Genomic DNA, 21142 nt, shown 5'->3' with positions numbered 1-21142 from the left:
CCTTTATTTTCAGGAGTTTGGTCGATGTCCCGGGTCTCTCACCCAAGTGCCTCAGCAGCATTCGCATTTCCGGCACAGCAACCTCTTTTGGGTATTGCCTCTCTCCTTCTATCATTGCTGCTTCTGACTCTTCTGGATGGAATGGGCAAATGGATCATGGCGGCCGGTGTTCCCCTCCTTGTTTTTTGTTGGTTCAGATACGCCATCCATTTAATCTTGTTGATGGCAATTATTTTGCCGAGTCGGGGTTTGGGTGTTTTTAAAAGCAAAAATCCAAAACTTCAATGCTTGCGGGCTGCTGCCATGTTGGGTTCGGCACTTTCCTTTTTTACATCTCTCAGTTATTTGCATCAAGCTGAGGCAACAGCACTGATATTTATTGCCCCCCTTTTGATGTTGTCCATTGCACCTTGGATTCTCAAAGAACCGATACGCAAATCTCGATGGATTGCTGCTGGAGTTGGGCTGATCGGGGTGCTGATTGTTGTGCGACCCTCGGCAGGGTTGCCCACAATGGGCGTGATCATGGGTTTAATTACCGCATGCCTTTTTACGGCGCAACATCTTTTATCCAGAATGCTTGCTCAAGATAGCTCCTTTACAACGGTGCTGTGGAGCGGCGCGATTGGTACCGCTGCCTTAACGCTTAGTCTGCCTTTTGTTTTGCCAGCGGCACTCGACACGCTCAACAACCTCAGCCCCTTAAATTGGACATTTTTATTACTCAGTGGAGTGGCGGGAGGTCTAGGACATCTTTTGCAAATTCAATCTTATCGCTTTGCACCCGCCTCACTTCTTGCACCTTTCATTTATGTGCAGATTACTTTTGCCGCGACGCTAGGATGGCTGGTGTGGGCGCATTTGCCTGACTCGATTACGTGGATCGGAATCGGTATTATTTGTGCGAGCGGGATCGTCAATAGCTTGATCGAATGGCGACGTAGTCGTGCCTAGCACTGACCACTATATGAGACGGCCGCCTTGCAGGACAATTTGTCGATCGCAACGGGCCGCAAGTGAAGTGTCGTGTGTCACAAGCACAAGGGTTGTGCCCTGTTGAGCAGCCATCTCAAACATTAGATCAATGATGGTTGAGCCTGTCGCTTCATCAAGACTGCCAGTAGGTTCATCAGCAAAAATGAGGACTGGACGCTGAACAAAAGCACGGGCGATAGACACACGCTGCTGCTCACCACCAGATAGCGTAGAGGGATAGTGATGTAGCCTCGCCCCTAAACCTACTCTCTCCAGCATTTTTGTTGCAGGTTCAGCAGCAGAAAGTCCGGCAAGCTCTAGCGGCAACATCACGTTCTCAAGAGCTGTTAAGTTTGGTAGCAACTGAAATGACTGAAAAACAAAACCTACGTGATTGGCTCTGAATGCAGCTCGACCGTCCTCATTCATGCTGGAAAGAGACTCGCCAAGCAAATGAACTTCTCCTGCGCTCGGCTGGTCCAAGCCTGCAAGCAGCCCAAGCAATGTTGATTTGCCCGACCCCGAAGCGCCTGTGATCGCAATGGATTTTCCTGCAGCGACTGAAAAACTGACGTCATCTAGAATATTCAGAATTCCCGTTGCATCAGATACCTGTTTACATAGCTTTTTGACTTCTATCGCATTGGTTACAACATTCATGAATTTACTCTCTCGTTATCGTCGTCATTTCAGCCTAGGAATTCTAGGGCTTGTGCTGGGTTCGATTCATCCAATTTACACTCAAGCTCAACAACAAGCTGGATCAACCCCACTTCGCCTTCTAATTGTCGGAGATAGTCTTTCAGCAGAATACGGCTTAAAACGCGGGTCTGGTTGGGTGGATCTGTTGAAAAACACACTAATGCCAACGCACCCTGCCGTAGAAATTATTAACGCTAGCATCAGTGGAGATACCACCAGCGGCGGACTTTCGCGGCTGCGCTCTTTGTTAGAGCGAACAAAACCAAATATTGTTTTAGTTGAACTTGGTGCAAATGATGCCTTGCGAGGCTTGCCTCTGAACATGACAAAAAACAATATGTTGGAAATGGTTCGCTTAATCAAGGCTGCTGGTGCGCGTCCTATTCTTGCCGGCATGCAAATCCCCCCCAACTACGGTCGAGAATACACAACGGCATTTAAGGAGCTTTTTGAAGAAGTCGCGCAAAATGAGCAAGTATCACTCATTCCGTTTTTTTTAGAAGGTATTGCAGATAATGCGGCCATGTTTCAGGCCGACACCATTCATCCTAACGAACAAGCACAGCCGATCTTGATGGAAAATGTACTGAAGGTACTTGTTCCCATGCTCCGGTAGTCATTAAAGTTTTGCAGCGTCCAACTCACCACTAATTAGCTTACTGGCATCGGGCAACATTTTGACCTTAAAGTCTTGGCGCAAAACCTTTAGGGCGGCTTGCTCTTCAGCCGCGCCCCAAGCTTGAGAAAGTTGGGATTGCAACTGAGTCACTTGAGCGGCTTCAGGTGCAGGACCAGCTTCCACCTTTGACAGTTTAATGATCGTGTACTGGTCAGAGCCGGCTACACCGATATAGCTTGGCAAAGGCTTGGTCGCAGCAGACATGACGGCCTCAAGCTGCTCACGGGTCAGAGATGAGGGCTGTTGGCGTGTCACTTCCGTTGCAGCTTCAAAGTCTTTTGTTTCGCTATTCGGAGCGGCTTTCAAGGCCTCAAGCGCATGAAGACCAGCGGACTTTGCAGCAGCAAGAGAGAGCTCATCTATTAATTGTTGCTTGATCTGGTCGGAGACTGCGCTCAAAGCAGGTACATGAGCAGGGTGAACGGCTCCGACACGAACAGCTACGATCACATCGGGAGAGACCTCGATCACGCCGGAATTAAGCTTCTCTTTGAAAACATCAGAGGAGAAAACAGCCTGACGAACTTTGAGGTTGCCTAATATGCCCTGGTCCTCTTCGGAAATCTCAGCCGAGCCACGTTGATTGGCAGGTAAAAGACCCTCTTTTGTGAGGCCTGTCGCAGTCTTGATCGGGAGATTGAGAGCGGTGGCAATAGGAGTAAGACTATCCCGCTGATCGTAAACAAGACTTGTTAACTTGCTACCGAGCTGGGCAAACTGTTCAGCCGCCAGTTGTTTGCGGATCTCGTTAGAAATGTCGTCTTTGACTTCAGCAAGCGCTTTGACAGAGGCCGGCTGCACATCTAAAACATTAATCACGTGAAAGCCAAATGGACTTTCAACAACGCCTGAAATTTTTCCGCGCTCAAGGTCAAAAACAGCAGTTTCAACTTGAGGGACAAGCATGTTTTTGCTGATCCATCCAAGATCGCCACCCTGATTGGCAGACCCTGTATCTTGTGAAAACTCTTTTGCAAGTGCAGCAAAGGACTCAGGTGCGGCAGATGCACGCTTTGCAATATCTTCGGCTTTTTCACGAGCCTGGGCTTTGACAGCATCATTCGCAGAAGCCGACAATTCAATCAAAATATGGCTCACGCGTCGGCGCTCTGGCTGACCGTAGCGTGTTTGATTCTGCTTGTAAAAGCTTTGGATATTGTCGTCTGTGACCTTGATGTCTTTGGAAGCAGCTTGCTCGTTTAACACCACATATTGCACTTCAACATTTTCTGGGATCAGAAGTTTGGCTTGATTGTTGTCGTACCATTTTTTGATATCATCATCAGAGACTTTGACAGACTGATTAAAGTCGGAAGCGGCAAAAACGCGACGCTCAACCGTGCGTTTTTCAGTGAGCAAAGCAAGAATTTTTTCAGCCACCTCTCCAGGCACACGCGCAGTCAGTCCAATGGGCTGAAGCACTTGAGCAATCGCCAGGTCACGTCTCAGACCTAACTCGAAAGTCGTTGGGTTCATGCCTTGAGCCGCTAATACGTCACGATATCGCTGAGAGGAAAATTGACCATTTTCCTGAACAGCAGGAATCGCTGCGATCGTACGACGTAGGGTTTCATCAGACACCGAATAACGCCCCTTCGCTGCAGCGAGTGCAACCGTGCGTTCGTCAATCATACGATTTAAGAGTTGTTCACGAAACTCAGGTGTATCAAAAGCCGCGGGATCAAACTGACTTCCAAGCGCATTACGATATTGTTCAAGCTGAGCGGTTCTGGCTTGATTGAACTGCCCTAACGTGATGGGTTGATCCCCAACAGAAACCAGCTCAGGCTCACTTGCCATAAAGCTGGAGTAGCCTTGAACGCCAAAGAAGACGAAGGAAGGAACAATAAGGAGCAACAAAATTAGTTGCATCCAACGCTGATGACTACGAATGAAATCAAACATATATGAGCCGCACACCTATAGAGTAAGCCGCGAAAGTTTACCACTCGCTAGGGTGTTGCTTAAAACCAATTGATTGAGGTGCGCGCAACAAGGGTTAGACTATGAAAACTTTGCTTGTAGTACAGTTCTTTTTCTAAGTTAAGCTTTACCCACGGAGAGTCTTTTGTTCAGTTACCGCCACGGTTTTCACGCAGGAAATCATGCCGATGTCCTTAAACACATCGTGCTGACGCATATTCTCCAATACTTCAATCAAAAGGATGCTCCCTACTACTTCGTTGACTTGCATGCTGGTGCAGGTTTGTATGATCTAGAAGGTCAATGGGCTCAGAAAATTGGTGAATACATCGACGGGATCGCTCGGGTTTGGGAAGCCAAATCCCCTCCTCCAGCCGTGATGCAATATTTAGATTTAATCCGTGAGCTCAACCCTGACGGTCTTTTGCGCATCTACCCTGGCTCGCCTTGGCTCGCGCTTGAGGCATGCCGCTCTCAGGACAAGTTGCGTTTATTTGAAATGCATCCAAATGAAGCTGATATTTTGCGTCAAAATCTAGATCAGCGGGCTCATCGCGTTCCTCGACAAACAGCCGTTTTTGGCGATGATGGTTTCGCAGGTCTCAAAGGACATATTCCTCCACCGACCCGGCGTGCCATTGTCTTGATTGACCCTTCGTACGAAGACAAAAATGATTACCGAAGAGTTGTTGAGACCATGAAAGATGCGATGGTGAGATTTCCAACTGGCTGTTATGCCATTTGGTATCCACAAATTCAGCGTCGAGAGGCTCAAGAGCTTCCACGTCAGCTCGAAAAGCTCGCCGGTCAGAACTGGATTCATGCGAGCCTGACTGTCCACAAACCCGGTTCAGACGGACTCGGACTGCATGGCAGCGGTATTTTTGTCATCAACCCGCCTTGGACACTCACGGCAGCGATGAAGGAAACGCTTCCCTGGTTAGTGCGAACACTTGGCACAGATGAGCGCGCGAGCTACAAACTTGATTTCATGTCGGTTTAAAACCGCTCATTGCTACCAAGGTATCGCCACTGGCCAACCGGAAGATCTGAAAGCTTGACGCCTCCGATTCGGACTCGCTTGAGTCCGAGCACTTTGAGGCCAACCAGTTCACACATCCGTCGAATTTGGCGTTTTTTGCCTTCCCTGAGGACAAATTGCAACTGATCCTCATTTTGCCACCGGACCTGAGCGCGTTTTAAACGTTTCCCGTCCAGCATCAGCCCTTCATTGAGTAACTCAAGCCCGCCAGGAGCCAGCCGACCCTGTACGCGCACGAGGTACTCTTTTTCTATTTCGGAATCCTCGCCTATGAGCTGTCGGGCGATACGACCGTCTTGCGTCAAGACCAACAGGCCAGTGGAGTCGATATCCAGACGTCCAGCCACAGCCAAGCCGCGCAATTGTGCTCGATCAAACTTGAGGGGGCTGCGATCGGTTTTAGAGCGGCTTGTCGCGTTGATCAAGGCCACTGCAGGAGTGTACCCATCCTCGGCTTGTCCTGAGACGTAGGCCATCGGTTTGTGGATCAAAATAGTCACACGTGAGACCTGTTGGGCAGCAACATTCCGGTCAAGCGTGATCGTTTGCGTGGGCAAGGCACGTTCACCCAGCGTGGCAACCACTCCGTCGACTTTGACCCAACCCCGCTCAATATAGCTATCGGCTTCCCGACGCGAACACAAACCGCGATCGGCCATTAATTTTGATATGCGCAACTTTTCCATAAGTTGGATAATACACACCCATGCAGAAATTTGAATCCATTCAACCGTGGTTGTCCACGCCAAAACCCTCCTTTTTATCCATCCAGAAGCGATGGCTGATGAGGCAAGGTCCACTGACACAAGCGCTGCGTGAGCTTGGTACGCTAAAACTGCGCGTCTTAGCTGAATATGCGGCAGGTGTAGGTCGCGATGAAGCCCATTGCTTGAAAACGGTTGCGCCGAGCCCTATTTGGGTCAGAGAGGTCGTGATGAGTATTGACGGCATGCAGGTCGTTGCTGCTAGAAGCGTGACGCCTCTAAGGGCCTCGCATGGGGTCTGGCAAGGGATGCGGCGACTCCGAAGCAGACCTCTCGCGGATATTTTGTACGACGATGCTGCCATCAGTCGGTCGAATTTTGAAGTGGCGCGTCTCAATAAACAAACTGCCCTTTTTCGCACGGTTCAGTCTGCTCAAGCTGACGCCTCACAGGGCAAACATCAACACTTAGCTTTGTTAGCCAGGCGGTCAGTGTTTTGGCGACAAGAAACTCCGCTCTTAGTGGCGGAGTGTTTTTTGCCAGCCTTTTGGTCTCTTTGTCAGAAGCCTACTGCTTGACCATCACGCCTGCTGTCACTTGCCACCACATAACCATCGGTCAAGTCCTTGGACAAACGCCAAATAAACTGACCTGAACCAAAATCCATGTAAGGGTCATCAATTGCCTTGAGCGAATGACCAAGCTTTTGCAAACCCTCGATCGTCGAAGAACGCATCGTTGATTCAACATCAAGCGTAAAGTCACGATTAACTTTCCAGCGCGGTGCATCACAGGCAGCTTGCGGTTGCTGGTGATAATCCACCATACGAATCACGGTCTGAATGTGACCTTGAGGCTGAATATCGCCTCCCATGACACCAAAGCTCATCACTGGCTCGCCGTCGCGCGTCAAGAAACCAGGAATAATCGTATGGAAAGGACGCTTGTGGCCTTGGACCACATTTCCAGACTTGGGATCCATTGAAAAGCCCACGCCGCGATTTTGGAAACTGACGCCTGTACCGGGAACCACGACACCTGAACCAAAGCCCATGTAGTTTGATTGAATAAAAGAAACCATCATGCCATTTTCATCGGCCGCTGTGAGATAAATCGTACCGCCTGAAGGTGGAATGCCAGGGGCAAAATGCGTGGCACGATTCATATCGATCAACTTTGCGCGCTCAGCTAAATACGCGTCATCAAGCATTTGTGATGCAGTGACCTCCATACTGCGGGGATCTGCAACATAGCGATACAAGTCAGCCATCGCTAATTTCATGGCTTCGATCTGAACGTGCTGGGACTCAATGGAATCCACTTTCATATTGGCGATATCAAAGTGCTCCAGCATTCCGAGCGCCTGAAGAGCTGAAATACCCTGCCCGTTTGGTGGAATCTCATGCAAGGTGTAGCCACGATAGTTCTTTGAAATGGGTGTGACCCATTCGGGGCGATACTGACGAAAATCTTCGAGCGTATGTGCACCACCATGTTCACGAATAAAGGACACGAGCTTTTCAGCGGTCTCACCCTCATACATATCTCTACCGAGCGATGCACCAATACGTTTCAATGTTTGAGCAACATCTTTGAATACAAAGCGTTCACCCACTTTGGGTGCTCTGCCTTCCGGCATAAAGGTATTGGCAAAACCGGGTTGATCTTTAAGCTCAGGAACTGCAGCAGCCCATTTCTGAGCGACGACGGGAGGCACCGCGTAACCACGTTCAGCAATTTCAATCGCAGGCTCCATAAGCTCAGCAAATGGCAGCTTCCCATACCGTTCATGTAACGCAGCCCACCCTGCTACAACACCCGGAACGGTAATGGCATCCACACCGCGCTTAGGCGCTTTAGCAAGACCGTTGACGTCCACGCCATATTTTTTCTTGAAGTAATCAATATCCCAAGCCTTCGGTGCATAACCTGAGGCGTTGAGTCCTTGTAGTGATTTACCATCCCACACAATTGCAAACGCATCACCACCCAAACCACAAGAGACAGGCTCAACCAGCGTAATGGCGGCTGCGGCTGCAATGACCGCATCGACAGCAGAACCGCCTTTTAGCAGCATACGTAAACCCGCCTGCGCAGCAAGCGGATGTGAAGTCGACACGACGTTGCGCGCGAAAACCGGAATACGGATGGTTGGATAAGGGTTCGCCCAGTCAAATTGTTTCATTAGATGTGACTCAAAAAAGGAAGAGAATTACAGTGCAGCGTCGCCGCTTTCGCTCGTACGAATCCGGATTGCCTGTTCAACTGCAGTGACAAATATTTTGCCATCGCCAATTTTTCCAGTGCGCGCAGCTCTTACGATTGAATCAATCACACGATCAACCGCTTCGTCGGCCACAACCATCTCAACACGAATCTTGGGAAGAAAGTCTACGACATATTCGGCACCACGATAGAGTTCGGTATGCCCTTTCTGACGTCCAAATCCTTTGACTTCTGTGACAGTTAAACCGTTGACGCCTACTTCGGCCAACGCTTCTCGTACTTCGTCAAGTTTAAAAGGCTTGATAATGGCGGTCACTTGCTTCACGATAAGTCCTGTTATTAGAAAAATTTTGATCAGTTTCGAAAACCGTTTGAGAGAGGATAACGCCAATCTCGCCCAAATGCCCGTTCAGTGATGCGTGGACCAAAAGGTCCTTGTTTCCGCTTGTACTCATTGATTCGAATCAAACGTAGGATTTGCTCGACTGCCTCAGGGGCATAACCCGCGGCAATAATCTCTGCCGGCGAGGCATTTCGTTCGACATAATGCTCAATGATGGCATCAATCACTTCGTATTCGGGCAGGTTATCCTGATCTGTTTGATCCTCTCGTAGCTCCGCTGAAGGCGGTCTTGTGATGATGCGAACAGGAATCACTTCTCCAAACGTGTTGCGCCAACGGGCTAACCGGTAAACAAGCGTTTTAGCGACATCTTTTAAAACCGCAAAACCTCCCGCCATATCCCCATACAGTGTGCAGTAACCTGTAGAAAGCTCAGATTTGTTGCCTGTCGTGAGAACAAGATGTCCAAACTTGTTGGACAACGCCATTAGCAACATACCGCGCAAACGCGCTTGAATGTTTTCCTCGGTCGCGTCAGGAGCCCGACCTGCAAAGATAGGCGCCAAAAGCAGGTCAAAGCTATTAGCAAGCTCGGCAATTGCAATCTCGCGATAGGCAACCCCGAGTCTTTTGGCCATGTCCCGTGCGTCGATTTGAGAAATGTCAGCGGTGTAGCGCGACGGCATCATGACCGCATGCACATGGTCCGCGCCCAAAGCATCGACCGCCACTGCCATCACCACAGCGGAATCGATACCGCCGGATAAACCTAGAATCACACTTTTAAAGCCATTTTTAGCCACATAGTCTGTTAAGCAAAGCTTGAGTGCCTCCCAGACTTGGGCCTCCTCGGACAACAGCTCCGTGCGTGGTGTGGTCTTGAGGGGTTTCGAGTCAATGACTGGCACGGAGACTTCACCAGAATCCAAAACCTCAATAAAACTTAAGTCCGTGGCAAAATCTGCTGCACGAAGAGCGAGCTGTCCCTCGCGTGACAGAGCAAACGATGCCCCATCGAACACAAGTTCATCTTGGCCTCCCGCTAAATTGGCATAGATCAACGCACAATGCGTGCGTTCAACACAACGCAATGCCACACGGACGCGTTGTGCCTGCTTGCCTAAGCTAAAAGGTGAGGCATTCAGAACCAACAAAGCTTGAATGTTGAGTGCGGCTGCGGCTTCAGGGGCCGAGTCTCCCCAAATATCTTCACAAATATTTACGCCAAAACGTACGCCGTCAACATTAAAACTTAAGGGCTTCCCGCCAGAAACAAAGTATCTCTTTTCATCAAAAACTGAGTAATTAGGGAGCTCTTTTTTAAAGTAAGTGCCCAAAATCTGTCCGTTTGACAGAACTGAAGCCGCATTGCGTAAGCCATCTTGGTCTTTACAGGCATGCCCAACTACAACGTGCAAGCCTTTCAAGACCGAAAGTTCGGCGCAAAGCGTTTGTAAAGTACTTTCGCATTGTTCAATAAAAGCAGGTCTCAGCAAGAGGTCTTCGGGCGGATATCCCGTTAGAACGAGCTCTGGCGTCAACAAAACCCTTGCTCCCTGCTGATAAGCCTTGTGCGCAACCTCAAGGACCATGCGCGCATTTCCCGCGAGGTCGCCGACGAGAGCGTTCAATTGTGCAATGCCTACCCTGACCGCAGCCATGTGAATTCCGGATTAAACGAGTTGTGATGAAGAAAAATTATCTCATGACCGCGGGGGTGGCGCTGCGTTCTATAATTTGGACATCATGAAAAATACTCAAAACCCCAATCAGAGCCAATTCGATAAGAAAGCCCAAGCGTGGTCCGCCCGCTTTTCGGAGCCAGTTTCGGAGCTCGTTAAACGTTATACCGCCTCAGTTGACTTTGATAAGCGTCTGGCACGCTTCGATATTCAAGGTTCACTTGCCCATGCACAGATGCTCGAGGCTGTAAAAGTGATTTCCCAACAAGACCGTAGTGATATTGAACGCGGTATGACTCAAATCCTCGAAGAAATCGATGCCGGTCGCTTTGAATGGCTGTTGGATCTCGAAGATGTGCATCTCAATATCGAAAAACGCTTGGTTGAACTTGTCGGTGATGCTGGAAAGCGTCTGCACACTGGCCGCTCGCGCAACGACCAAGTCGCCACAGATATCCGGCTGTGGCTGCGCCACGAAATCGACGGACTGATCCTTTTGCTTGAACAATTACGTCAGGCACTCGCTACTGTCGCGCTGGAGCATTCCGGTACTATTTTGCCTGGCTTTACACACATGCAAGTCGCTCAGCCGGTGACCTTCGGTCACCATTTACTTGCCTACGCTGAAATGTTTGGTCGCGATGCTGCTCGCCTGACGGATTGCCGTAAACGGGTCAATATTTTGCCACTCGGTGCCGCTGCGTTAGCAGGGACAAGTTTTCCAATCGATCGTCCAATGGTGGCCAAGTTACTCGACTTTGATGACGTTTGCCAAAACTCACTCGATGCCGTATCGGACCGAGATTTTGCCATTGAATTTTGTAGTGCCTGCGCATTGATCATGACACACATCTCCAGGTTTTCTGAGGAGCTTGTGATTTGGATGAGTCCGCGCATAGGTTTTATCGACCTCGCTGATCGGTTTTGCACAGGCAGTTCAATCATGCCTCAAAAGAAAAACCCTGATGTGCCTGAACTTGCCCGTGGCAAGACGGGTCGTGTCAATGGTCACTTAGTCGCGCTGCTGACGCTCATGAAAGGTCAGCCTCTCGCCTACAACAAAGATAACCAGGAGGACAAAGAAGGTCTGTTTGATACCGCCGACACTGTCCGCGACACGCTGACAATTTTTGTCGACCTCGTGGCCGGCATCAAGGTCAAGGCCGATGCAATGCGCGAAGCTGCCTTACAAGGTTTTGCAACGGCAACAGATTTGGCAGACTACTTGGTCAAGCGTGGAGTCCCCTTTAGAGACGCGCACGAAGCCGTCGCGCATGCAGTGCGTGAATGCGAGAAAAAAGGGTGTGACTTGGCTGACTTGAGTGTGAGTGAATTACAAAAATTTCACGCATCAGTCGGTGATGACGTTCACAGCGTTTTGACACTTGAGGGTTCAGTCGCTGCGCGCAATCACATTGGCGGTACAGCGCCTGAACGTGTTCGTCAGGCAGCAATGAAAATTATCGATTCAGCGCTCAAAAACAGCGATTGATTCGACATGTCCGGTGTGGGGGAACATATTCACCACACCGGCTGCGGTCAGTCTGTATGCGCTTTTCTGTAACAGTATTTCCGTATCGCGGGCTAAAGTTGCCGGATTGCACGAGACGTACACGATACGCTCGGGCCTTAAGGATGCTGGCAAATTAATCAATGCTTGAGACAGCGCCATGGCCCCTTCGCGCGGTGGGTCAATCAGCATACGATCAAAACGACCAAGCTCAGCCAGCCATTCCGCCGTCACTTCGAATAAATTCAAAGTCTGAAATGTCGCGTGCTCGATGCCGGCACGCGCAGCGGCAGCCTTGGCGCGTGCAGTAAGCGTTTCACTCCCTTCGACCCCTACTACTTCACGACAACGGGTGGCAATAGGAAGGGTAAAGTTTCCAAGACCACAAAACATATCAACGATTCGATCATTTGGTTGTGGATCGAGCAAAGTCAGTCCTCTGGAGACTAACGAACGATTGATCTGATGATTGACTTGGGTAAAGTCAGTCGGTTTAAAGGGCATTTTCAGACCAAACTCAGGCAGTGTGTAGTACAGACTGTCTTCGTCTGAGGCGTTAAGAGGAACGACGGACTCGGGACCACTTGGTTGTAACCACCATTGCACACCATACTGTTCAGCAAAGTGACGCAATGACTGAACATCAGCATTCGTTAACGGTAGTAAATGTCTGAGTACCAAAGCAATCACACCCTCCCCGATCGCGACCTCAATTTGCGGAAAACGATCAGGTGCCGACAAGCCCATGATGAGCTTTCGCAACGGCATAAAGAGTGCAGCAATTTGGGGTGGTAAAACATGACAGGTTTTAATGTCGGCCACAAAACTACTTTTGCGTTCATAAAAACCAACTAATACGGTCCCTTTTTTTGCGACCCATTTAACAGACAAACGTGCTCGATATCTATAGCCCCAGTAAGGACCGTGCAGCGGAGGCAGCACGCGCTCAGGTCGAGTCTTACCAATATGTATCAACGCATCTTCGAGTGCACGCTGTTTAATCGCGACCTGTGCACTGGGCTCAAGGTGTTGCATGACACAACCGCCACAAACACCGAAGTGCTCACAGCGTGGCATCACTCGAGAAGAGGACTCATGTTGGATATGCTGAACACGACCCACTTCGTACGAGGGTTTGCGACGAAAAGTATTGACAGTTACATGCTCCGAGGGCAATGCACCTTCAATAAACACCACTTTGCCATCTCGGCGAGAAACGCCTCGAGCCTCAAGATCGAGAGACTCGACGTGCAATACATCATCAGACATTCTTATTGATCCCAAGCTTCCAGGTATTGCTTCCAGTGTGGTTCGGTACTTTGCTCCAGCGTATGGCGCACCAGTGCAATTTCAGCGTCGTAGGCAGCTGCGTCGAGCTCGCCTCGCAAGAGTCTAAAACGACAATAGACCAACCAAGTATTGACCACATCAGTCTCGCAATATGCTCTCACCTCATGTGCGCGACCTTGCGACCAAGACTCCCAAACATGGCTACCATCCATGCCGAGCTTGCCAGGAAAGCCGCAAAGCTTTGAGAGATCATCGAGTGGCGCATTGCCTCGGCCATTGTATTTAGCCAAAACATCCATGAGATCAATATGCCGATTGTGATAGCGACTCAGGTAGTTGTTATAGCGAAACTCACGATCATCATCACCCGTATCCCAGTACCTCGGTGCCACAACACCATGAATCAGACTGCGATAGTGCAACACAGGCAAATCAAAACCATTGCCATTCCAACTGATCAACTTTGGCGTATAACGCTCAATCGTTTTGAAAAATCCAGATAGCAACACCTGCTCAGGATCATCTGCTGTACCCAAGCAGCGCACCCTGAACCCCTGTTCATCGCGAAACACGCATCCAACCACAGCGACACGCTGTAAGTGCAAGGGGAGGAAATCACTACCAGTGAGTTCTTTGCGCGCGGCAAAAGCTTTTTGTGCGACCTCTGCGTCGGAAATATCAGATCCCCATCCATGCAGACGGCGTAAACCGTCTATGTCAGGTATGGTTTCAAGGTCAAAAACAAGTGTAGGGGTCATCAAACACTATCGGGCTGGTAAATATTGCATGGGGTCCACAGGGGTTCCGCGACGGCGAACTTCAAAGTGGAGACGAACAGAAGTCGTGTCAGATTGTCCCATCTCGGCAATTTTGGTTCCGCGTTTGACCAATTGCCCTTCTTTGACCAATAACGATTTGTTATGGGCATAAGCAGTGATGAAGCCATCACTGTGCTCGACAATGACTAGGTTACCTAAGCCCCTCGGCCCATCACCCGCAAAAATTACCTTGCCATTGGCGGCTGCTTCGATTGGATCACCTGTGCTACCGGCGATGTCAATACCTTTTGTCGTTGAGGTAAATCCCTGAATCACTTTGCCTTTGGCGGGCCATCCCCAGCTTATCAAACCAGCATCCGACGCGCGAGCATTGCTGGATTCGGTTGACGCAGAAGTATTACTTGTCTGCGAAGTTTGTGTCGAGGAGCTGTTAGTACGGGCAACGGGCGGTGGCGTTTGAGAGTCCGAAAGTCGCAATGTCTGTCCGACAATGAGTAAATTAGGATTCGTGATTTTATTGATACGTGCAATCGTGCCCTCAGCAACACCTGTCGCGCGCGCAATCTTGTTCAACGTATCGCCTGGCTTGACCACGTAGGTCGAGGCGCTTGGCACACCCGAGGACAAATTCGATACTGGCGCAAGCGAACTGGAAGTACATCCTGCCAAGACAAGCGCCACAGCAAAGCAGACTGCGGAAGTTAACGTTCTGAACTGAGTATTTGATTTCACACTTGCCTCGTTTTGATCTCTGATGTTGGTGTAGGTTTCCCCGCACACACCATTTTCCTACCTATTTATGGTTGCAATCCTGACTTGAGAGGCACAAATCTTACCTCCTCAAGCTCCTGTCTAGTCCAGCCTGTTTCGCTGGTTCGTTGTATTCGTATCAGTTTTTGGGCACTCGTGCCTTCTGGAGCTATCAAAATACCCCCGACTCTCAGTTGCAACATCAGCGCCTGCGGGATTTTAAGGCCTGCAGCAGCAACAACAATCGCATCAAACGGTGCGGCACTCGATAGACCTGCCATCCCATCGCCGTAACTCAGCCTGATCTTGGTTAAGTGCAGCGAACGCAAATGTTCCTTTGCCATATCGTACAACGAGCGAATACGCTCAATCGAGTAGACCTGCGGAAAAACATAGGACATGACGGCTGCCTGATAACCACAACCCGTACCCACTTCAAGCACACGAGTAGGCAATTCGATTTCGCACACTGCTGAAATCATTCGGGCAACCACCCAGGGTTGTGAAATCGTCTGGCCATGGCCGATAGGGAGTGCTGCATCATCATAGGCACGGCTTGCGAGTGCTTCGTCAACAAAAGAATGACGCGGGACCACTTGCATTGCACTCAGTACGCGCTCGTCAGTGATTCCTTGGGCGTGTAAACGCTCCACCATGGCGGCTCGCAAACGCTCCGAATGTAGACCTAAGTTTTCCTGTACACGTCGCGCTGGAAGCGCGGCATCGCTGCCACTGGACAAACGCGAAATGGAAATTTTGGTATTGCTATTCGTTGCGGTAATGCCCTGCAAACCACGGCTACCTAAGGACTTTAAGTCCTTGGCCGAAGCGAGCACTCTTGGGGGCTTTAGCCATTGCATAAAGGCTGAACCCATGAAGCCACGTCAGTCAACTGAGCGTGTTGCGTTAAGTCAAGTCTCAAAGGCGTCACAGAGACATAACCATTGTGGATCGCATCGAAATCCGTGCCTTCAGTGGCATCATTGGCTGCACCTGCTGGACCGATCCAGTAAACGGTCTCACCATAAGGCGTGCTGGAGCGCACAACCGGCTGAGAAGGATGTCGTTTGCCCAAGCGGGTCGCCATTACACCCTTGTTTTGACTCAGAGGACAATCAGGGAAATTGATATTGAGTAAAGACGCCCCTGCAAGAGGCTGCGTTAGTTGTTGTTGGACAATTTTTTTCGCTAGTTGCGCGGCAGCATCAAGGTTAGACCACCCCTTCGCGACGAGGGAAAAAGCAATAGAAGGAATACCGAACAGATATCCTTCGGCAGCAGCAGCTACAGTGCCAGAGTAAAGTGTGTCATCACCCATGTTGGCACCATTATTGATGCCAGAGACAACCAAATCTGGACGGCGATCAAGCAGACCCGTCAGTGCCACGTGTACGCAATCTGAAGGTGTACCGTTCACATAAGTAAAACCGTTTGGAGCCTGACGAACAGCCAAGGGACGGCTCAATGTCAACGAATTCGATGCGCCACTATGATTGACCTCTGGGGCCACAACCGTGATATCAGCTAAATCACGCAGTACCGCAACCAAGGCCTCAAGTCCAGGGGCGTTATATCCGTCATCATTGGAGACCAAAATATGCATAAATAAGAGCTCATTCACTATTCAGTTTGATTAGGAATCATTGTACCTGCTGCTCGCTTGGCGGTGGCTCTGTCAGACCGAAAATGATATCAACAAGTTAGAATAGCTGACTATTTCACAGGCTCAAAAGGAACTGCTTGATGGACATCCCGCAAAATACCCTTTCCCTTCTAGGCATGTTACTGACTGCTTATTTGATTGGATCTGTATCTTTTGCGGTTGTTTTCAGCAAATTATTTGGTTTGCAAGACCCGAGAACCTACGGTTCAGGTAATCCGGGGGCTACTAATGTTCTGCGCTCAGGCAACAAAGCTGCTGCAGCATTAACACTGATCGGTGACGCTGCAAAAGGCTGGTTTGCGGTTTGGATGGCTCAGCGGTTGGAGTTATCGCCCCTTGTGATTGCCTGTGTAGCAATTGCTGTCTTTATCGGACACCTTTATCCGATCTTCTTAAGGTTTAAAGGAGGCAAAGGTGTGGCAACAGCATTTGGCGTCATGCTTGCAGTACAGCCACTTTTAGCATTAGCTGCCACGGCAACCTGGGTCATCATCGCCGTGTTTTTTAGGTTTTCGTCACTGGCTGCGTTGACTTGTGCGGTGTTCGCGCCGTTTTATTATTTCTTTGGTGGCATGTTGGTCTGGCAAGCTCATTTGCCAATAGGCGTTGCGCTCATCACGATTGCGATCTTTCTACTGTATCGCCACAAAGCCAACATTCAGCGTCTGCTCAACGGGACGGAACCGCGCATCGGCCAAGGTAAAAAAACGTGATTAGAGCGTTGACTGACGCTCAGATCGTTGCGAGGTCCCATCGGGGCCGGACATCAAAGCCGTGTTGTTGATCGGTTAAATCGACCAAGCCCCTCGAAATGCGTTGCGCTGCAGCAAAGGCAATCATCGCGCCGTTATCTGTACATAGTTCTAAGGGTGGAAAAAAAGCCTCGGCTCTGCGTTTATTTAAAGCAAGTGCCAATTTGCTGCGCAAGAGTTGATTGGCCCCGACGCCGCCTGCCACCACTAAGCGCTTGAGCCCTGTTTGATCAAGCGCGGAAACAGACTTCGCTACCAGCACATCGACAATGGCTTCTTGAGTCGCTGCTGCGAGATCTGCTGCCAAGGTATCACTGACACGAGGCTGAGCTTGTGCAGTTTTTAGTCTCGTCAGTACTGCGGTTTTGAGTCCGCTAAAGCTAAAATCAAGACTGCCACTGTGAAGCATGGGACGCGGTAACTGAATCGCTTGCGCATTGCCCTGCTCTGCTAACCGTGCGAGAGCGGGTCCGCCTGGATAGCCGAGTCCTAGTAGCTTGGCCGTTTTATCAAAAGCCTCCCCAGCTGCGTCATCCATGGTTTCACCCAGCAGGCTGTACTGCCCAACATCATCAACACGCATGAGCTGGGTATGACCACCCGATACCAGTAATGCGACAAACGGGAACTCTGGACATGGATCCGCAAGACGCGGTGAAAGTAAATGTCCCTCAAGATGGTGAATCGCAATCGCAGGTAAATTTAACGACCAGGCTAAGGACTGTGCCACGCTTGCGCCCACTAACAAGGCGCCCGCCAAGCCTGGTCCAGCGGTGTAAGCGACTGCGCCAACGTCTTGGAGACTCAGGCCAGCCTCCGCCAGTACAGCACGCGTCAAGGGAATCACACGCCGCACATGGTCGCGCGAGGCAAGTTCAGGAACGACTCCACCATAAGCCGCATGCATCGCAACTTGCGTGTGTAGCGCATGGGCGAGTAAACCCTGTTCAGTGCACACCAGTGCTACACCAGTTTCATCGCATGAACTTTCAAAACCGAGCACAATCATGGGAACATCAGTCCTCGATACCTTTTGAGGCTAGGTATTCTTCGTAGGGCCCGCGATAATCAGTCACCTGCCCAGTTGGCTGAATTTCCCAGACACGGGTCGCAAGTGCAGAAACAAACTCTCGGTCGTGAGAAACGAAAAACAACGTACCTGGGTACTTGTCCAAGGCAAGCTGCAGAGACTCAATCGATTCCATGTCGAGGTGATTGGTCGGTTCATCAAGCAACATGACGTTGTGTTTTTTAAGCATTAAGCGACCAAACGTCATGCGGTTTTTCTCGCCTCCCGATAAAACTGGAGGGGCTTTAGGTAAATCGTCAGCAGAAAACAATAAACGGCCTAATACCGAACGGATAGATTGATCGTCATCAGAAGGTTGACGATAGTGTGTCATCCACTCGAACAGGTTGCTGTCTTTGTCTGTGAAAAGCTCAGAGACATCTTGAGCCATATAGCCTAGGTCAGCATTTTCAGACCATTTTACGGTTCCGCGGTCTGGTGCCAAATCAAGAGCCAACATGCGTAAAAGTGTGGTTTTACCTGCACCGTTTGCGCCAATAATGGCGATTTTTTCGCCTGCTTCTACCATTGAAGAAAACGGACGAATGACCGGCGCATCAAAACTCTTTTCGACGGACTCCAGCGTGACCGCCTGACGATGGAGCATTTTGAGTTGTTCAAAACGAATAAATGGGTTTTGACGTGATGAGGGCTTGACCTCGATCTGTGCAGACTTGATACGATCGATTTGCTTGAGCCTTGACGTCGCCTGACGCGCCTTGGATTTGTTCGCAGAGAAGCGACGAACAAAATCCTGCAATTCGCTCACGCGCTCTTTTGCTTTAGCGTTGGCATTGGACACGCGCTCACGCGCCTGAGTCGAGGCCAACATATAGTCATCATAGTTACCCGGATAGACGCGAAGCTCACCGAAATCCAAATCCGCCATGTGTGTGCAGACTTGATTTAAAAAGTGACGATCGTGACTGATGATAATCATCGTGCTCTGGTAGCCGTTGAGCACATTTTCTAACCAGCGAATGGTGTTGATATCCAGGTTGTTGGTTGGCTCATCCAGTAACAACACATCAGGATTTGAAAAAAGTGCCTGAGCCAATAGCACCCTGAGCTTCCAGCCTGGCGCGATTTCGCGCATCGGCAGTTGGTGCTGTTCAACTGGAAATTCAAGACCTAACAATAACTCACCAGCGCGAGCTTCAGCGGTGTAACCATCGTATTCGGCAAATTTTGCCTCGAGGTCAGCGGCCAGCATGTAGTCTTCGTCAGTGGCGTCCGCATTGGCATAAATGGCATCACGTTGCGACATGGCTTCCCACATCTCAGTGTGTCCCATGAGAACAACATCCAACACACGATAGTCTTCAAAAGCAAACTGGTCTTGGCGTAGTTTGCCTAAACGCAAGCCTGGCTCAAGGTGCACATTGCCCGCTGTGGACTCAAGGTCTCCGCCAATAATTTTCATCAGCGTGGATTTGCCGGAACCGTTGGCGCCAATCAAACCATAGCGATTACCCTCCCCGAACTTGACGTTGACGTTTTCGAAGAGAGGCTTAGGTCCGAACTGTATGGCTAGATTTGAAGCTGTTATCACGGTAGGCTACTTTAGTAAATATTGGAGTTACATCTTGATAGATATGTTTTCAGTGTAACAACACGGGCAAAACCACCCTTTTTAAATTCTTCGTACCTATCATGCGCAGGGTCAGCTACCAAGCTGAACTCATTGACACAATACGAGGAGAAAAAGTTGGAACAACTCACTATTTTATTTCATACCCTTGGCGGAATCGTTTGGGGCCCTATTCTTTTGGTTTTACTCGTAGGAACAGGGGTATATCTGACCATTAGGCTTGGCGCTCTACAGATCCGACTCTTGCCAGCGGCGCTGAGGATGGCCTTTTCGAAGGGTAAAAATCCTAATCTCCCCGGGGATATCTCTCAGTTTCAGTCGCTAATGACCGCATTAGCCGCCACGATCGGGACAGGAAATATCGCTGGCGTAGCAACCGCCGTCGTTCTGGGTGGTCCGGGCGCCCTGTTTTGGATGTGGGCTAGCGCATTTTTTGGAATGGCCACCAAATATGCGGAGGGACTACTCGCAGTGAAGTACAGGGTTAAAGAGGCGGACGGAACGATGTCAGGCGGTCCGATGTATTACATTTCGCTTGGCTTAAAAATGAAATGGCTTGGCATGATGTTTGCCGTATTTGGCATGGTGGCAGCCTTGGGGACAGGCGCCTCCGTACAGTCAAACTCTCTGGCGCAGTCAATGCTGTCGACTTTTGGTGTATCTGGCTGGTTGACAGGTGTTGTATTGACCTCAATTACAGCTCTCGTCATTTTGGGTGGCATCAAAAGTATTGGTCGCGTCACCGCCGTGATTGTGCCTTTTATGGCAGCGGTCTACCTGTTAGGTGGACTAGCCGTGATTGTGACAAACATCGAAGGTCTCTGGCCAGCGTTGTGTCTGATTATGACTGATGCCTTTACAGGTGCTGCTGTTGCGGGCGGTGCGCTCGGTACGATGATTCGCTATGGTGTCGCTCGCGGGGTATTTTCTAACGAAGCTGGACTCGGGACAGCCCCTATCGCTGCCGCTGCGGCAAAAACGGATCAACCCGTCAAGCAAGCATTAGTTTCTATGACTGGTACGTTCATCGATACGATTATTGTGTGCTCCATCACAGGTATTGTTCTAGTGATGGGGGGACAATTTACTTCCGGGATAACAGGAGCCGCGCTGACTGCGCAAACTTTTGAGGCCATGCTGCCTGGGCCTGGGGGGTGGATTGTGACAATCGGCTTGATATTTTTTGCTTACTCCACAATTTTAGGATGGAGCTACTATGGCGAAAAATGCGCACAATACGCTTTAGGCAAACGCATCATCTGGCCTTATCGTTGCCTCTACACAGCTTTTGTCATGATCGGAACTGTGGTGTCACTTGATCTTGTCTGGGCAGTTTCAGACGTCGTCAATGGCTTAATGGCTTTTCCCAACCTGATTGGCATTGTGCTCTTGTCTGGCGTCGTGATCAAAGAAACACAAGCCTATCTGGCGGATGAGAGAAATAGGTCTGAAAAATAAATCA

General features: G+C 49.9%; 20 protein-coding genes. 7 read left to right on the top strand and 13 right to left on the bottom strand.

Features of this window, described 5'->3' with window-relative positions; all coding sequences use genetic code 11:
- Positions 1 to 24 precede the first annotated feature (24 nt).
- On the top strand, positions 25 to 954 hold the full coding sequence (locus WBJ47_RS12050) for a DMT family transporter (RefSeq protein ID WP_422243786.1): 930 nt from the start codon (positions 25 to 27) through the stop codon (positions 952 to 954).
- Positions 955 to 963: 9 nt separating this feature from the next.
- On the opposite strand, the gene WBJ47_RS12045 is transcribed toward WBJ47_RS12050, so the two are convergent.
- Positions 964 to 1635: an ABC transporter ATP-binding protein gene (locus WBJ47_RS12045; RefSeq protein WP_422243785.1), complete on the bottom strand. Its 672-nt coding sequence runs from the start codon at positions 1633 to 1635 to the stop codon at positions 964 to 966.
- On the opposite strand from WBJ47_RS12045, the gene WBJ47_RS12040 reads away from it, so the two are divergent.
- Positions 1634 to 2293 (top strand): arylesterase, encoded by a 660-nt coding sequence (locus tag WBJ47_RS12040; RefSeq protein ID WP_422243784.1) that lies wholly within the window; start codon positions 1634 to 1636, stop codon positions 2291 to 2293. The two genes, WBJ47_RS12045 and WBJ47_RS12040, sit on opposite strands and share 2 nt — an antisense overlap.
- A 3-nt stretch (positions 2294 to 2296) precedes the next feature.
- Here the strand turns inward: WBJ47_RS12040 and WBJ47_RS12035 are convergent, their stop codons facing one another.
- The gene (locus tag WBJ47_RS12035) at positions 2297 to 4261 is read right to left on the bottom strand and encodes a SurA N-terminal domain-containing protein (RefSeq protein WP_422243783.1); all 1965 of its coding nucleotides are present in this window, start codon (positions 4259 to 4261) and stop codon (positions 2297 to 2299) included.
- Between the two features lie 163 nt (positions 4262 to 4424).
- On the opposite strand from WBJ47_RS12035, the gene WBJ47_RS12030 reads away from it, so the two are divergent.
- Positions 4425 to 5282 carry a 23S rRNA (adenine(2030)-N(6))-methyltransferase RlmJ gene (locus WBJ47_RS12030; protein ID WP_422243782.1) on the top strand — a complete coding sequence of 286 codons (858 nt, stop codon included), beginning with the start codon at positions 4425 to 4427 and terminating at the stop codon, positions 5280 to 5282.
- On the opposite strand, the gene WBJ47_RS12025 is transcribed toward WBJ47_RS12030, so the two are convergent.
- Positions 5279 to 6007, bottom strand: a complete 729-nt coding sequence (locus WBJ47_RS12025; protein WP_422243781.1) for a pseudouridine synthase — start codon at positions 6005 to 6007, stop codon at positions 5279 to 5281. The two genes, WBJ47_RS12030 and WBJ47_RS12025, sit on opposite strands and share 4 nt — an antisense overlap.
- Positions 6008 to 6027: 20 nt before the next feature.
- Between WBJ47_RS12025 and WBJ47_RS12020 the strand changes: the two genes are divergently transcribed.
- Positions 6028 to 6603: a chorismate--pyruvate lyase family protein gene (locus tag WBJ47_RS12020; RefSeq protein WP_422243780.1), complete on the top strand. Its 576-nt coding sequence runs from the start codon at positions 6028 to 6030 to the stop codon at positions 6601 to 6603.
- Here the strand turns inward: WBJ47_RS12020 and WBJ47_RS12015 are convergent.
- From WBJ47_RS12015 to WBJ47_RS12005, 3 genes are read right to left on the bottom strand one after another with little or no spacing between them, the layout of a single operon-like run.
- On the bottom strand, positions 6585 to 8210 hold the full coding sequence (locus WBJ47_RS12015) for a gamma-glutamyltransferase family protein (RefSeq protein ID WP_422243779.1): 1626 nt from the start codon (positions 8208 to 8210) through the stop codon (positions 6585 to 6587). The two genes, WBJ47_RS12020 and WBJ47_RS12015, sit on opposite strands and share 19 nt — an antisense overlap.
- A 27-nt stretch (positions 8211 to 8237) precedes the next feature.
- On the bottom strand, positions 8238 to 8576 hold the full coding sequence (locus tag WBJ47_RS12010) for a P-II family nitrogen regulator (protein ID WP_422243778.1): 339 nt from the start codon (positions 8574 to 8576) through the stop codon (positions 8238 to 8240).
- Between the two features lie 29 nt (positions 8577 to 8605).
- Positions 8606 to 10255 (bottom strand): NAD+ synthase, encoded by a 1650-nt coding sequence (locus WBJ47_RS12005; RefSeq protein ID WP_422243777.1) that lies wholly within the window; start codon positions 10253 to 10255, stop codon positions 8606 to 8608.
- An 85-nt stretch (positions 10256 to 10340) separates the two neighbouring features.
- Here WBJ47_RS12005 and argH point away from each other — a divergent pair, with 85 nt between their 5' ends.
- Positions 10341 to 11768: an argininosuccinate lyase gene (gene argH / locus WBJ47_RS12000; protein ID WP_422243776.1), complete on the top strand. Its 1428-nt coding sequence runs from the start codon at positions 10341 to 10343 to the stop codon at positions 11766 to 11768.
- Here the strand turns inward: argH and rlmD are convergent.
- The 5 genes from rlmD to surE all read right to left on the bottom strand — a co-directional run bounded on the left by rlmD (position 11745) and on the right by surE (position 16208).
- Positions 11745 to 13055, bottom strand: a complete 1311-nt coding sequence (gene rlmD, locus WBJ47_RS11995; protein WP_422243775.1) for a 23S rRNA (uracil(1939)-C(5))-methyltransferase RlmD — start codon at positions 13053 to 13055, stop codon at positions 11745 to 11747. The two genes, argH and rlmD, sit on opposite strands and share 24 nt — an antisense overlap.
- 2 nt (positions 13056 to 13057) lie before the next feature.
- Positions 13058 to 13834, bottom strand: coding sequence for a 3'-5' exonuclease (locus tag WBJ47_RS11990; RefSeq protein WP_422243774.1), 777 nt, complete (start codon positions 13832 to 13834; stop codon positions 13058 to 13060).
- 6 nt (positions 13835 to 13840) lie between these two features.
- Positions 13841 to 14587 (bottom strand): peptidoglycan DD-metalloendopeptidase family protein, encoded by a 747-nt coding sequence (locus tag WBJ47_RS11985; RefSeq protein WP_424585626.1) that lies wholly within the window; start codon positions 14585 to 14587, stop codon positions 13841 to 13843.
- 65 nt (positions 14588 to 14652) lie between these two features.
- A complete protein-coding gene (locus WBJ47_RS11980) occupies positions 14653 to 15465 on the bottom strand; it encodes a protein-L-isoaspartate(D-aspartate) O-methyltransferase (RefSeq protein WP_424585337.1) in 813 nt (270 codons plus the stop codon).
- A complete protein-coding gene (gene surE, locus WBJ47_RS11975; RefSeq protein WP_422242716.1) occupies positions 15453 to 16208 on the bottom strand; it encodes a 5'/3'-nucleotidase SurE in 756 nt (251 codons plus the stop codon). The genes WBJ47_RS11980 and surE overlap by 13 nt, the downstream gene beginning before the upstream one ends.
- 140 nt (positions 16209 to 16348) lie before the next feature.
- On the opposite strand from surE, the gene plsY reads away from it, so the two are divergent.
- Entirely contained in the window at positions 16349 to 16981 is a 633-nt protein-coding gene (gene plsY / locus WBJ47_RS11970) for a glycerol-3-phosphate 1-O-acyltransferase PlsY (protein ID WP_422242715.1), read from the top strand.
- Between the two features lie 19 nt (positions 16982 to 17000).
- Here plsY and tsaD read toward each other — a convergent pair whose 3' ends face one another.
- Positions 17001 to 18029 (bottom strand): tRNA (adenosine(37)-N6)-threonylcarbamoyltransferase complex transferase subunit TsaD, encoded by a 1029-nt coding sequence (tsaD, locus tag WBJ47_RS11965; RefSeq protein WP_422242714.1) that lies wholly within the window; start codon positions 18027 to 18029, stop codon positions 17001 to 17003.
- A 7-nt stretch (positions 18030 to 18036) separates the two neighbouring features.
- Positions 18037 to 19641 (bottom strand): ABC-F family ATPase, encoded by a 1605-nt coding sequence (locus WBJ47_RS11960; RefSeq protein WP_422242713.1) that lies wholly within the window; start codon positions 19639 to 19641, stop codon positions 18037 to 18039.
- Between the two features lie 156 nt (positions 19642 to 19797).
- Between WBJ47_RS11960 and WBJ47_RS11955 the strand changes: the two genes are divergently transcribed.
- A complete protein-coding gene (locus WBJ47_RS11955) occupies positions 19798 to 21138 on the top strand; it encodes an alanine/glycine:cation symporter family protein (protein ID WP_422242712.1) in 1341 nt (446 codons plus the stop codon).
- Positions 21139 to 21142 lie beyond the last annotated feature (4 nt).

The organism is Zwartia sp., from assembly GCF_049655405.1.
In the GTDB taxonomy this organism is placed as follows: Bacteria; Pseudomonadota; Gammaproteobacteria; order Burkholderiales; family Burkholderiaceae_B; genus Zwartia.
Note: the sequence above shows the minus strand (reverse complement) of the source record. Positions and strands in the feature narration are given on the sequence as shown.

Bases quoted from the DNA above. Each gene is read 5' to 3' on its own strand.
- WBJ47_RS12045 (WP_422243785.1), bottom strand. From the start codon at position 1,635: ATGAATGTTGTAACCAATGCGATAGAAGTCAAAAAGCTATGTAAACAG.
- WBJ47_RS12005 (WP_422243777.1), bottom strand. From the start codon at position 10,255: ATGGCTGCGGTCAGGGTAGGCATTGCACAATTGAACGCTCTCGTCGGC.
- rlmD (WP_422243775.1), bottom strand. From the start codon at position 13,055: ATGTCTGATGATGTATTGCACGTCGAGTCTCTCGATCTTGAGGCTCGA.
- WBJ47_RS11990 (WP_422243774.1), bottom strand. From the start codon at position 13,834: ATGACCCCTACACTTGTTTTTGACCTTGAAACCATACCTGACATAGAC.
- surE (WP_422242716.1), bottom strand. From the start codon at position 16,208: ATGCATATTTTGGTCTCCAATGATGACGGATATAACGCCCCTGGACTT.
- tsaD (WP_422242714.1), bottom strand. From the start codon at position 18,029: ATGATTGTGCTCGGTTTTGAAAGTTCATGCGATGAAACTGGTGTAGCA.
- WBJ47_RS12020 (WP_422243780.1), top strand. From the start codon at position 6,028: ATGCAGAAATTTGAATCCATTCAACCGTGGTTGTCCACGCCAAAACCC.
- WBJ47_RS12040 (WP_422243784.1), top strand. From the start codon at position 1,634: ATGAATTTACTCTCTCGTTATCGTCGTCATTTCAGCCTAGGAATTCTA.
- WBJ47_RS12050 (WP_422243786.1), top strand. From the start codon at position 25: ATGTCCCGGGTCTCTCACCCAAGTGCCTCAGCAGCATTCGCATTTCCG.
- WBJ47_RS12015 (WP_422243779.1), bottom strand. From the start codon at position 8,210: ATGAAACAATTTGACTGGGCGAACCCTTATCCAACCATCCGTATTCCG.
- WBJ47_RS11980 (WP_424585337.1), bottom strand. From the start codon at position 15,465: ATGCAATGGCTAAAGCCCCCAAGAGTGCTCGCTTCGGCCAAGGACTTA.
- argH (WP_422243776.1), top strand. From the start codon at position 10,341: ATGAAAAATACTCAAAACCCCAATCAGAGCCAATTCGATAAGAAAGCC.
- WBJ47_RS12035 (WP_422243783.1), bottom strand. From the start codon at position 4,261: ATGTTTGATTTCATTCGTAGTCATCAGCGTTGGATGCAACTAATTTTG.
- WBJ47_RS12025 (WP_422243781.1), bottom strand. From the start codon at position 6,007: ATGGAAAAGTTGCGCATATCAAAATTAATGGCCGATCGCGGTTTGTGT.
- plsY (WP_422242715.1), top strand. From the start codon at position 16,349: ATGGACATCCCGCAAAATACCCTTTCCCTTCTAGGCATGTTACTGACT.